This window comes from Terrabacter terrae, from assembly GCF_039529575.1.
In the GTDB taxonomy this organism is placed as follows: Bacteria; Actinomycetota; Actinomycetes; order Actinomycetales; family Dermatophilaceae; genus Terrabacter; species Terrabacter terrae.
The window spans coordinates 84,601-96,997 of sequence record NZ_BAAANB010000003.1 but is presented as its reverse complement, the minus strand read 5'-3'; the positions used below and the strand labels follow the sequence as shown (position 1 = coordinate 96,997).

Sequence of the window (12,397 nt, the reverse complement as noted above, 5' to 3'; positions counted from 1 at the left end):
TGTCGGTGCCGGACGGCATACTCGGCGCCATGCAGCGGATCGACGGCCACCTCGTCCTCAGTCCCACGGACCTGACCAAGCACGTCGCCTGCGCGCACATCACCACGCTCGACCTGCAGGCGCTCGACGCCCCTGACGCCCGGGCCTCGCGGGCGAGTGGGGCCGACGACTCGCTGAACCTCGTCTTCGCCAAGGGCCTCGAGCACGAGCGGGCCTACCTCGAGCGGCTGCGCGCCGAGGGGCACGTCGTCGAGGACATCGCGGCCCTCGGCGTGCGGGGGTCCGGGGCCGAGGCCGCCACGCTGGATGCCATGCGGCGCGGCGTCGACGTCATCTACCAGGCGACCTTCTTCGACGGCCACTGGGTGGGCCTGGCCGACTTCCTCCTGCGCGTCGACGAGCCGAGCGACCTCGGTCCCTGGCGCTACGACATCGCCGACACCAAGCTCGCGCGCCGGCTCAAGGTGCCCGCGCTGCTCCAGATGGCCACGTATGCCGCCCGCCTCGAGGTGCTGCAGGGTGTGCCGCCGCAGTGGCTGACGGTCGTCACGGGCGACACCGAGGCGCACCCGTGGCGGCTCGTCGACGTCGCGCCCTACGCGCGTCGTCGCCGGGCCGAGCTGCTCGACGCCATCGCCGACCCGCGCGAGACCGAGTCCGCCCGCGTCCAGCACTGTGGGCAGTGCCGGTGGAAGGAGCGGTGCGCGCAGGAGTGGCTCGACCGCGACGACCTGATCCAGGTCGCCGGCATGCGCGCCGACCACCGGGCCGCGCTCATCGACCTGGGCATCCCCACGCTCCGCTCGCTCGCCGAGGCGTCCGAGGAGCAGCTGGCGCCGGCTCTGTCGCCCACGACCCGCCGGCGGCTGCTCCAGCAGGCGCGGCTCCAGCTCGCCGAGCGCGAGACCGGCGAGGCGCAGTTCCAGCTGCTCGACCCGGAGCCCGCGCGCGGGCTGCAGATGCTGCCCGAGCCCGACCCGGGTGACGTCTACCTCGACTTCGAGGGTGACCCGTGGGCCGAGGGCGGTGCCGGCCGCGAGTACCTCGCGGGCATCTGGACCCGCGAGGGCGAGTTCGTCGGCTTCTGGGCCCACGACTTCGCGGACGAGGGGCGCTTGACCACCGACCTGCTCGACTGGCTGACCGACCGGTGGCACCGCCACCCGGGCATGCACGTCTACCACTACGCGCCCTACGAGACGACCGCCCTCAAGCGGCTCGTCGGACAGCACGCGACGCGGGAGGCCGAGCTCGACCAGCTCCTGCGGCACGAGGCCTTCGTCGACCTCTACGCCGTCGTGCGCCAGGGCGTGCGCATCAGCAAGGGCTCCTACTCCATCAAGAAGCTCGAGGAGTTCTACTGGGGCCACACGCGACCCGCCGAGGGTGCCGGTGTCGCCGACGGGCTCTCCTCCGTCGTCGAGTACGAACGCTGGCTCGCCGGCCGCGACGACGGCTCGCCCGACCAGTCCATCCTCGACGACATCCGGCGCTACAACGAGGAGGACGTGCGCTCCACCCTCGCCCTGCACGACTGGCTCGAGGAGCGCCGACGCGAGCTCGAGACGGCGGGACACGTGCTGTCGCGGCCGGTGTCCTCCGAGCTGCGTGAGATGGGCGACGACGAGCGCGCCGAGATCGAGCTGTCCGAGCGGCTCGTCGAGCACGGTCACGAGCTGCTCGCCGGCCTCGTCGGCTGGCACCGCCGTGAGAAGAGGCCCGAGTGGTGGGACTTCTTCCGCTACAAGGAGCTCGAGACGGCCGAGCTCGTCGAGGACGCCACCGCCATCGGCGACCTGGGTGAGCCCGAGGAGGTGCGGGTCGTCAAGCAGTCCAGGGTCTGGCGCTACCCGTTCCCGCCGCAGGAGTGCAAGGTGCCGGTCGGCAAGTACGCCCCCGATGTCGACACGCACGCCACGGTCGGCAAGGTCGTCGCCCTCGACCCGGTCGAGGGGTGGGTCGAGCTGTCCATGAAGAAGGCGTTGGAGCCGCCGCGGCCGCGCGGACTCGGTGGCCCCGGTCCCGTGATGGACCAGGTGCTGCGGGCCAGCATCGCGCGCACGGGCGAGCTGGCACTGTCGGGCGGAAGCAACCTCGCGACGCGGCTGCTGGCACGGGTGGTGCCGACGGCCGAGGCGCTCGCGGCCTGTGGCGAGGAGACGCCGAAGGACGTCGTCGTCCGCGTCGGATGCAGCCTGGACGGGCAGGTCCTGGCGGTGCAGGGACCGCCCGGCACCGGCAAGACGTATGCCGGTTCGGCCCTCATCCGCGAGCTGCTCGACGCCGGCCTCCGGGTCGGTGTCACCGCGCAGTCGCACGCCGTGGTCCTCAACCTGCTGCACGAGGTCGGCCGTCCGGCCTTGCACAAGGACGGCAGCAACGCCGAGGAGGGCGACGAGCCGACCGACGCGGACTCCCTCGTCCGCCACACGACCGACAACTCCGCCGTCGCAGCGGCCCTCTCGACGGGGGAGGCGACGCTCGTGGGAGGCACCGCCTGGCTGTGGTCGCGCGACGACATGGAGGGCTCCGTCGACGTGCTCGTCATCGACGAGGCGGGCCAGTTCTCCCTGGCCAACGCGGTCGCCGTCGCGCCTGCCGCCCGGTCCCTCGTCCTGCTCGGCGACCCGCAGCAGCTCACGCAGCCCACCAAGGCCGTCCACCCCTACGGCTCCGGTGTCTCGGCGCTCGACCACCTCCGCGTGGACCACGAGGGGCTGCTGCACGACGTCATCCCGGCCGAGCGCGGGGTGTTCCTGGACCGCACCCACCGGATGCACCCGAGCCTGACCGCCTTCGTCTCCGAGCTGGCCTACGAAGGGCGGCTCGAGTCGGCACCCGGCCGAGAGCGCCTGTCCGTCGACGCGCCCGGCGCCCTCTCGGGCGACGGCCTGCGCTGGGTGCCGGTCGAGCACGACGTTCCATGCGAGCAGTCGAGCCGTCAGGAGGCTCGCGTGGTCCGTGCGCTCGTCGACGACCTGCTGCGGGGCCGCTGGACCGACGCGGACGGGATGCCACATGGCATCACGCTGTCCGACATCCTGGTGGTGGCTCCCTACAACTCCCACGTCGCCACTCTCGTCGCCGAGCTGCCGGAGGGCGCCCGGGTCGGCACCGTCGACAAGTTCCAGGGTCAGCAGGGAGCGGTTGTCATCTACTCCCTGGCGAGCACCACCGCAGCCCTCGCACCGCGCGGCGTCTCGTTCCTCTACGACCTGCACCGCCTCAACGTGGCGATCTCACGGGCGCGGGCGATGGCGGTTCTCGTCGGTAGCCCGTTGCTCACGGACGCGGCCGTGCACACCCCCGAGGAGCTGCGTGCCGTCAACGCCCTGTGCCGCTACGTCGACGAGGCGAAGGAGGTGTGAGGCGTCGCGGCCGCGACACGACCGGGACCTCGGGGACCGGCTGGTCCGGCTGTTCTGCCCGGTGCTCCGGGCGGCGGTCTGCGGCGCCCTCAAGCGCCGGGGCCGGCTGCTGAAGATCGCGGCCGGTGCCGTCAGGCGCCGTGGGCTGCCACGTCCCAGAGCCGCCCCTGGCCGCGGATGTGCGGCAGCGCCGCCCGGATCGAGCGTTCGGCGAGCTCGGGAGCGACTCCCAGGTCGACGGCATACCGCAGGGCGACGGCCGGGGTGCGCTCGATCCCCTGACGGCAGTGCACGAGCACCCGCTTGCCCTCGGCGCGGAACTGCCGCAGCGCTGACGACACGTCGTCGAGGACGAAGTCGAGGTGGGGGTTCGACTCCTCCTGCTCCTCCTCGTTGATCCAGAACTCGATGTGCTCGCGGGCGGTCATGCCCGCCGCCGGGATGTCGTCCAGGCCCAGCGCGCACAGCGAGACGATCGCCTGCACGTCCAGCTCACGCACCCGGCCGAGGTCCGAGATGGTCCCGAGCACGATGTCGGGGTCGATCGGGTGCGGGATGCCGAGAGCCGGGATGCCGGTGTCACCCATCGACACGACGGACGGCCATTCCCCGACCCGCCTCCCACGCGCCGATGTCGAGACGGCCAGCTCGACGAGGTCGTGCGCTCGCAGGCCCGGCCACCCGTGCACCATGCGCCGCCACTGGGTGGGTACCGCCGAGGCGCCGTAGCGTGCACCCAGCAATGAGCCGGCGATGGCCGCGACCGTGTCGGTGTCGTGGCCCGCGCGCACCGCCGCCTGCAGCCCCCGTTGCAGGTGCATGGCCGAGCCGTCGCCGCGGTCGGTCGTGGTGATCGCGGCCCAGGCGTCCTGCAGGGCCGTCACGGTGAAGCCGTTGTCGCCGAAGCCGCCCGGCTCGGCACCCGTCGCCGCCTCGACCCAGTCGCCCCAGCGCGCCGCGTCGGCGGGCGTGACGAGATCCAGACCCGCCGTGAGGTCCAGGCGCCCCTCCGTGACAGCGACCCGGATGGCCTCGGACCACAGCACCGCGGAGTCGGCGGCCAGGGGATCCGCATGCGTGAGCCGGGCGATCGCGCGGGCCGCGTGGGCTGTCGCCTCGCGGTCCTCGAGCGCCGAGAGCCCGACGATGGGGGTGCGCATCAGCGCGCCGTTGCCCGCGGTGAGCCCGGTGCGCGCGTGCAGCTCGACACTGGCGCGCGTCAGCCTCTCGTGCGGACGGCCGGTCAGCTGCTTGGCACGGGTCAGCACCTCCCTGGTCTGGATGCCCACGTCGGTGGCGCCACCGTCCAGCCAGGCCGTGAAGGCCTCCGCCACCTCGTCGAGCCCCTCGGGGGAGGTGAGGTCGATGCCGCGGGCCGCCACGCGGGCCACGCACAGCGTCATCTGCGTGTCGTCGCTCCACTCACCGGGCTCGTAGGGGCCGAGGCCTCCGCCCTTCATGACGGCCTCGCCGACCGGCGGTGCCGCCATCTCGTAGGGCACGCCGAGGGCGTCGCCACATGCCTCCCCGAGGAGGACTCCGGCGGCTCGGTCGACGGCGATGGGGCGGATGGGCACGGCTGCTCCTCGGGCGACACGGGGGTGGTGCGGGTTGGCGCGGGTGGCGCGGGCTGGTGCTGTGGACGCTGTGCATGAAACGTACCGGCCGCGCCGCGACGGCCGCGCCGGCTGTCCGGTCCCTCCACGCCCAGCCTGTCGAGGCGCGGCGCTCGTCGGGTCCCCTCACCTCGGCCGGCGCCGCCCCCGGCCGCCGCTCCCGGCCGCCGCGCCCGGCTCGGGGCGTCGCTGCCCACGCCGTAGGCTTCTCGCGTGCTCCAACCGCTGACCATCGTGCTCCTCGCCGGATGCGCCGTGCTGGGCCTCTTGGCCGCCCACCACCTGCTGCGGCGACGCCTCGTCGACGACCCGCTCATCCTCGTCGGCGCAGGCCTGGAGCTTGCCCTGCTCGTGCAGCTCGTCGTCGGCCTCGCCAAGTCGGGCGCGATCGCCGACGGGGCCGAGCGCGCCACGTTCATCGCCTACCTCTTCACGGTGCTGCTCGTCGTGCCCGCCAGCGTCGTCATCGCCGTCAAGGAGAAGACGCAGTGGGCGATGGCCGTCGTGCTGGGCGGCGCTCTCGTCGTGGCCATCCTCGTCGCCCGACTGCAGCAGGTCTGGAGCCTCAATGTCTGAGACCACACCCACGCCCGACGACCGTGGCGCTGCTGGTGCCGCTGATGCCGCTGGTGGCGCCGAGGCGGTGCGCCCGCACACCGGACACGGCTTCGGTCGCCTGCTCGTGGCGGTCTACGGCCTGCTCGCCCTGGCGGCGACCGGCCGCTCGATCCTGCAGATCACCGAGTACTTCGATCGCGCCCCTGTGCCGTTCCTCCTCTCGGCCGTCGCGGCCCTCATCTACCTCGTCGCCACCATCGGGCTCGCTCGCGGCGACCGGACGTCGGTGCGCCTCGCCACCGTCGCACTCAGCATCGAGCTCGTCGGCGTGCTGGTCGTCGGCACCTGGAGCGTCGTGGACAAGGCGGCCTTCCCGGAGAAGACCGTGTGGTCGCACTTCGGCGCCGGCTACGGCTACGTCCCGCTCCTGCTGCCGATCGTCGGCCTCTGGTGGATCCGTCGCACGGCGCGCGCGACAGCAGCCACGGAAGCGGCCACGACGCGGCGCTGACAGTGCACCCGTGGCGCGCCGATAGGGTGTCGGCCATGACCGAGCAGACCACTGCCCCTGTGTCGACGACCGCATCCGAGCCGCCCGCGAGCGGGCCCCTGACGGTCCGCGAGATCACCGGCGACGAGGCGGTCGAGACCCTCCTCGAGCTCGGTGGCAGTTTCCTGCAGACACCGGCGTGGGGACGCGCGAAGGCCGGTTGGCGCCGCACGCACCTCGGCTGGTTCGACGCCACGGGCCGGCGCGTCGGGGCCGGGCTCGTGCTCTCCCGCACCATCCCGCGCCTGTCGCGGTCGTATGCCTACCTGCCGGAGGGACCCGGACTGCCCTGGGACGTCGTCGCTGCCGACCCCACCGTGTGGCTCGACCCGCTCGTCGCCTGGGCCAAGGCCCACAAGGCGTTCGCCCTGCGCCTCGGCTACCCCGTGGTGTCCCGCGTGTGGGACCGTGAGCCGGTCAAGAAGCAGGTTGTCGACAACGGCCTGCTGAGCTTCACGACGCTGCCGCCGGCCGTGGACAACCCCACCGCCCGCTCCCTCGAGGGCTGGCTGGACCACAACGGCTGGCTCTCGCTCGGCGCGGACGGCGTCGCGGTCGGTCAGCCCCGGCTGCTCTGCATCGTCGACCTGCGGGACCGCACCGAGGCAGAGCTGCTCAAGGGCATGAACCAGCAGTGGCGCCGCAACGTCAAGAAGGCCGAGAAGGCGGGCGTGCAGGTTCGCGCCGTCGGTGCCGAGGGCCTCGACACCTTCCACGCGCTCTACGTCGAGTCGGCCCACCGCGACAACTTCATGCCGCGGCCCAAGGCGTACTTCGACGTCATGGCGCGCTCCTTCGCCACCGACGAGGGACCCGTGTCGGCACGCTTCTACGAGGCCCACGTCGACGGCGACGTGCTCGCGTCCGCGCTGATGATCCGCTTCGGCCGCACCTTCTCCTACCTCTACGGCGGCTCCACCGAGCGCAACCGGGACGCCCGGGCCTCCAACGCGCTGCAGTGGCGGGCCATGCGGGATGCCGCTGCCGCAGGCTGCGAGGCCTACGACTTCCGCGGCTTCAACACCTCCCTCGGCGCCACCAGCCCGCTCACCGGCCTGCTCCTGTTCAAGCTCGGTGCCGGGGCCGACGTGGTCGAGATGGTGGGGGAGCGGGAGCTGGTGCTCAGCCGCTTCTGGCACTTCGCCTTCGCCAAGGCCATGGCCGCCCGCATCGCGATCAACAAGCGGCGCACCGGCGGTGGTTCGGCCCCCGAGGGGGACATCTGAGGCGTCAGCGCCGCCGCACGTCGTAGTACGGGGACATCTGGCACATGACGGAGCCACGGCCCTGCTGCGACCGCACGACCACGCCACCGACGAGCACGCGACATGCGACCTCGCCGCGCGAGGTCACGCTCGCGTTCGAGGGCACTTGGACCCGGACGACGACGAAGTCGGTCGGCGCGACCTGCGCGGGCAGCGTGAGGTCGAAGGCGACCGGTCCGCGCCGCGCCGGCAGCATGGCCTGGGAGTGACGCGAGTCCGCCACCGTGACGTCGATGGTGGCGCCGCGTTCGCCCCAGGCCTCGAACCGGACCGTGCGGGCGCCGGTGGGCACGGGAGTGACCGCCCTCGTGGGGATCGGCACCAGCCGCGGCGTCAGGACGGGCGCCGGCACGGTCGAGGTGCTGCCGAGACCGGGCGCCACCGGCTGAAGCCCGGGTAGCCCCGGAAGACCCGGAAGACCCGGGATTCCCGGCTGGCCCGTCTGTCGTGGCTGTGCCGGCACGGCAGCAGCGGGCGGAAACCCGGGTGCGAGCGTCACGCTGGGACGCCGAAAGAGCGTCGGCGGAGGCCAGGTCGGTCCGGCTGTGGCCCGGTCGGTGGCGCGCAGGGCGTCGGCCCGACCGGACGGCTCGTGGCCCGTGGCGATGACTGCGATGCCGGTGAGAGCCATCGCGACGATCGAACCTGCGGCGACGAGGTGCCACAGCCGCAGGCGCACCCCGACGGGCGTCGCGGCCGGACCCGAAACGTCGTCCGGGGTGGGTACCGGTCGCGGCCTCACCGCCTGCGGCACCCAGTCGGCGCGCCCCGGCAGGGTGAACCGGCTCGGTGGAGGGTCGCTGCGGTACTCGGGCAGGTCGCCGGGCGTCGGCGGTGTCGGGTCGTGCACGGCCACGTCGTCCCCCCTGCGTCGATGACGGGGTCATACAAGCAGAGGCCCGGCGCTCTCGCGGGCGAACCGGTGAAAAGCACCCCGGCGTGGGTCGTCGCCTCGGATATCGGTTCGAAGCCGTGTCCGGTGCGCGCCTATCCTGTCGCCCATGCCCGATGAGTCCGCGAACGCTCCCACCCGTTCGCGGCCCGCTCGCGGCCGAGGCCGCCGCCCGCAGGGAGCCCGTGGACCGCGCCAGCCCTCGCCGGAGCAGCGCGAGGCCCGTCGCGCTGCCCGTGCAGCCACCGTGCCGCCGATCTCCTACCCCGAGCACCTGCCGGTGGTCGACCGGCGCGACGACATCGCCGAGGCGATCCGCGACCACCAGGTCGTCGTCATCGCAGGGGAGACGGGCTCGGGCAAGACCACGCAGATCCCGAAGATCTGCCTCGAGCTGGGTCGCGGTCTGGACGGCCAGATCGGGCACACCCAGCCGCGCCGGATCGCCGCACGCGCCGTCGCCGAGCGGCTCGCCGAGGAGCTCAAGGTCGAGCTGGGGCAGGCCGTCGGCTACCAGGTGCGCTTCACCGACCAGGCCACTCGCGACACGCTCGTCAAGGTCATGACCGACGGCATCCTGCTCGCCGAGATGCAGCGCGACCGCGACCTGCGCCGCTACGACACGATCATTCTCGACGAGGCCCACGAGCGCAGCCTCAACATCGACTTCATCCTCGGCTACCTCAAGCAGCTGCTGCCGCGCCGACCCGACCTCAAAGTGGTCATCACCTCGGCCACGATCGACCCGCAGCGCTTCGCCGAACACTTCGCCGACCCGGCCACGGGTGACCCGGCGCCGATCATCGAGGTCTCAGGGCGCACCTTCCCCGTCGAGATCCGCTACCGCCCGCTCGTCGACCCCGACCGCCCCGAGGCGGAGGAGCGCGACATGGTCACGGGCGTCTGCGAGGCCGTGGAGGAGCTGTGGACCGAGCGGCACTCCGGCACGAGCAGCGACATCCTCGTCTTCTTCTCCGGCGAGCGGGAGATCCGTGACGCCGCCGACGCTCTCAACGGCATGAAGCTGCCCGTCACGGAGGTCGTCCCGCTCTACGGACGGCTCTCGGCCGCCGAGCAGCACCGCGTCTTCTCACCGCACACCGGGCGCCGGATCGTCCTGGCCACCAACGTCGCCGAGACGTCCCTGACGGTCCCGGGCATCCGCTACGTCATCGACACGGGCACGGCGCGCATCAGCCGCTACAGCCAGCGCACCAAGGTCCAGCGCCTGCCGATCGAGCGCGTCAGCCAGGCCAGTGCCAACCAACGGTCGGGCCGCTGCGGCCGCGTCGCCGACGGCATCGCGATCCGGCTCTACTCCGAGGACGACTACGACAGCCGCCCCGAGTTCACCGACCCCGAGATCCTGCGCACCAACCTCGCCTCCGTCATCCTCCAGATGACGAGCCTCGGGCTCGGCGACATCGCGCGCTTCCCGTTCGTCGACCCACCGGACAGCCGCCAGATCACCGACGGCATCCGGCTGCTCGAGGAGCTGCAGGCCTTCGCGCCCGAGGACGAGGAGCCCAGCACCGGGCGAGGGAGGCGACGACCGGGACGCCGCCTGACGGCATACGGCCGCACCATCGCGGCGCTGCCGATCGACCCCCGCCACGCCCGCATGGTCATCGAGGCCGACAAGCGTGGGGTGCTGCGCGAGGTGCTCGTCATCGTCGCCGCGCTCTCGATCCAGGACCCGCGCGAGCGCCCGCAGGACAAGCAGGAGCTCGCGAACGCGTCGCACAAGCGGTTCGCCGACGAGACGAGCGACTTCGTCACCTGGCTGAACCTCTGGGCCTACCTCAAGGAGCAGCAGAAGGAGCTGAGCAGCAGCGCCTTCCGCCGCCTCTGCAAGGCCGAGTTCCTGCACTACCTGCGCATCCGGGAGTGGCAGGACCTCCACAGCCAGGTCAAGCAGGCCGCCAAGCAGGCCGGGCTCGACGTCAGCCGAGGCACCGTCCACGTCGGCGAGGGCGAGATCGACGCCGACGCGATCCACCAGTCGCTGCTCGCCGGGCTCCTTTCGCACGTCGGCGTCCGCGACGAGCAGAAGCGGGAGTATGCCGGCGCGCGCGGCACGCGCTTCGGCATCAGTCCCGGGTCGGCGCTCTTCCGCAAGCAGCCCCAGTTCGTCATGGCCGAGGAGCTCGTCGAGACCAGTCGCCTGTGGGCGCGGGTCAACGCCCGCATCGACCCGGTGTGGGCCGAGCTGCTCGGCGAGCACCTCGTGAAGCGGCAGTACTCCGAGCCGCGCTGGTCGGGCAAGCGGGGGTCGGCCGTCGCGACGGAACGGGTCACGCTCTACGGCGTGCCGCTCGTCGTCGGCCGCGTCGTCGGCCTCGGCCGCATTGACCCTGAGCTCGCGCGCGACCTCTTCATCCGGCACGCCCTCGTCGAGGGCGACTGGCACACCCCGCACGCCTTCCTCCGCGAGAACGCCGCCCTCGTCGAGCGGCTCGGCGAGCTCGAGGCCCGCACCCGGCGCCGCGACATCGTCGTCGACGACAGCACCTTGATCGCCTTCTACGACAAGCGGATCCCCGCCGAGGTGGTGTCCGGCAGGCACTTCGACACCTGGTGGAAGAAGGCCCGCCGGCAGACGCCCGACCTGCTCACCTTCACCGAGGAGCTGTTGCTGCGCGAGAGCGCGGGCAGCATCGCCGACGAGGACCACCCGACGACGTGGGCGCAGGGCGAGAACGTGCTGCCTGTGACCTACCAGTTCGAGCCCGGTGCGGCGCAGGACGGCGTCACGGTGCACATCCCGGTCGACCGGCTCAACCAGGTCAGCCCCGACGGCTTCGACTGGCAGGTCCCCGGCTTCCGCGAGGAGCTCGTCACCGCGCTGATCCGAAGCCTTCCCAAGGGGATCCGCCGCAACCTCGTGCCCGCGCCCGACCACGCCCGCGCCGTGCTGCCCGAGCTCGACCCCACGTCCGGTCCGCTCCTGACAGCGCTCGCCACCGTGCTGCGGCGCCGGGCCGGCGTGGCCGTCACCCCCGCCGACTTCGACCTCGAACGTGTGCCGCCGCACCTGACCGTCACCTTCCAGGTCGACGGGCCCGACGGGCGTGCCGTCGCCACCGGCAAGGATTTGGAAGCGGTCCGTGACGCGGCCACCCCGCAGCTGCGCCGGCAGGTCAGCCGGGCCGGCTCCAGCGTGGAGCGCACCGCGCTCACGCAGTTCCCCGACGAGGGGGTCGCGGAGACGTTCGAGAGCGCGAGCGGCATCCAGGGCTTCCCCGCCCTCGTCGACACCGGCTCGGCCGTCGACCTCCGGGTGCTGCCCACGCGTGCCGAGGCGGACGCCGAGCACCGCCTGGGGGTGCGCCGGCTCCTGCTGCTCGGCATCACGCCGCCGTGGAAGCAGATCCTGGCGCGCCTGACCAACGCCCAGAAGCTCGCCCTGGGACACAACCCGCACGGCAGCGTCCCGGCCCTGCTCGACGACTGCCTCGCCGCAGCCATCGATGCCATCCGCGACGACGCGGTCACCGACCGTGCCGACCACACCGTGCGCACCCGTGAGGACTTCGAGTGGGCGCTGTCGGCCGTGCGCACCCACACGACAGCCAAGGTCGTGCAGGTCGTCGGCCTCGTGGAGCCGATCCTCGCCAAGCACCTCGCGCTGACGAACCTGCTCGCCGAGCTCGACCGGTCCACGAGCTCGGCCATGCGACCCCTGCTCGCCGACGTGCGCGCCCAGCTGCGCGAGCTCGTCCGCCCCGGCTTCGTCGCCGACACCGGACTGCGCCGGCTGCCCGACCTCGACCGCTACCTGCGCGCCATCGCCCACCGCCTGGAGAAGGCCCCGGGCAACCTGGCCCGGGACGCGCAGGCCCTCGACCAGGTCGACCTCGTCGAGGGTCGCTACGCCGACCTCCTCGACTCCCTGAGACCCGCCCAGCGTGGGGCCGCCGACGTCGTCGAGATCGGCTGGATGATCGAGGAGCTGCGCGTGTCCCTCTTCGCGCAGACGGTCGGGACGGCATACAGCGTCTCCCCGCAGCGCATCCTCAAGGCGATCGCCAAGGTGGCCGCCTGACCTGGCCGGCCACCCCGGGGCCGCATCGACCCGCACCGGACCGACGGGGAATCATGGGCAGCACCGGCACGTTGCACCACATGACCGCGTACGACGAAAGGCC

The 12,397-nt window shown here is 72.6% G+C and carries 7 protein-coding genes; 5 read left to right on the top strand and 2 right to left on the bottom strand.

Going from position 1 to position 12,397, the window contains the following annotated elements; genetic code table 11:
• Positions 1-29: 29 nt before the first annotated feature.
• Complete coding sequence (locus tag ABD194_RS05800) at positions 30-3,368, top strand: TM0106 family RecB-like putative nuclease (RefSeq protein ID WP_343988967.1); 3,339 nt, start codon at positions 30-32, stop codon at positions 3,366-3,368.
• 131 nt (positions 3,369-3,499) lie between these two features.
• On the opposite strand, the gene ABD194_RS05795 is transcribed toward ABD194_RS05800, so the two are convergent.
• On the bottom strand, positions 3,500-4,945 hold the full coding sequence (locus ABD194_RS05795; RefSeq protein ID WP_343988965.1) for an ADP-ribosylglycohydrolase family protein: 1,446 nt from the start codon (positions 4,943-4,945) through the stop codon (positions 3,500-3,502).
• Positions 4,946-5,197: 252 nt separating this feature from the next.
• On the opposite strand from ABD194_RS05795, the gene ABD194_RS05790 reads away from it, so the two are divergent.
• Genes ABD194_RS05790 through ABD194_RS05780 form a run of 3 tightly spaced genes read left to right on the top strand, consistent with a single transcriptional unit; the run spans position 5,198 to position 7,318 of the window.
• Complete coding sequence (locus ABD194_RS05790) at positions 5,198-5,560, top strand: hypothetical protein (protein ID WP_343988963.1); 363 nt, start codon at positions 5,198-5,200, stop codon at positions 5,558-5,560.
• The gene (locus ABD194_RS05785; RefSeq protein ID WP_343988961.1) at positions 5,553-6,053 is read left to right on the top strand and encodes a hypothetical protein; all 501 of its coding nucleotides are present in this window, start codon (positions 5,553-5,555) and stop codon (positions 6,051-6,053) included. The genes ABD194_RS05790 and ABD194_RS05785 overlap by 8 nt, the downstream gene beginning before the upstream one ends.
• A 35-nt stretch (positions 6,054-6,088) precedes the next feature.
• The gene (locus ABD194_RS05780; RefSeq protein WP_343988959.1) at positions 6,089-7,318 is read left to right on the top strand and encodes a lipid II:glycine glycyltransferase FemX; all 1,230 of its coding nucleotides are present in this window, start codon (positions 6,089-6,091) and stop codon (positions 7,316-7,318) included.
• Between the two features lie 4 nt (positions 7,319-7,322).
• On the opposite strand, the gene ABD194_RS05775 is transcribed toward ABD194_RS05780, so the two are convergent.
• Positions 7,323-8,213: a hypothetical protein gene (locus tag ABD194_RS05775; protein ID WP_343988957.1), complete on the bottom strand. Its 891-nt coding sequence runs from the start codon at positions 8,211-8,213 to the stop codon at positions 7,323-7,325.
• A 145-nt stretch (positions 8,214-8,358) separates the two neighbouring features.
• On the opposite strand from ABD194_RS05775, the gene hrpA reads away from it, so the two are divergent.
• Entirely contained in the window at positions 8,359-12,294 is a 3,936-nt protein-coding gene (gene hrpA / locus ABD194_RS05770; protein WP_343988955.1) for an ATP-dependent RNA helicase HrpA, read from the top strand.
• Positions 12,295-12,397 lie beyond the last annotated feature (103 nt).

Bases quoted from the DNA above. Each gene is read 5' to 3' on its own strand.
- hrpA (WP_343988955.1), top strand. From the start codon at position 8,359: ATGCCCGATGAGTCCGCGAACGCTCCCACCCGTTCGCGGCCCGCTCGC.
- ABD194_RS05780 (WP_343988959.1), top strand. From the start codon at position 6,089: ATGACCGAGCAGACCACTGCCCCTGTGTCGACGACCGCATCCGAGCCG.
- ABD194_RS05785 (WP_343988961.1), top strand. From the start codon at position 5,553: ATGTCTGAGACCACACCCACGCCCGACGACCGTGGCGCTGCTGGTGCC.
- ABD194_RS05800 (WP_343988967.1), top strand. From the start codon at position 30: ATGCAGCGGATCGACGGCCACCTCGTCCTCAGTCCCACGGACCTGACC.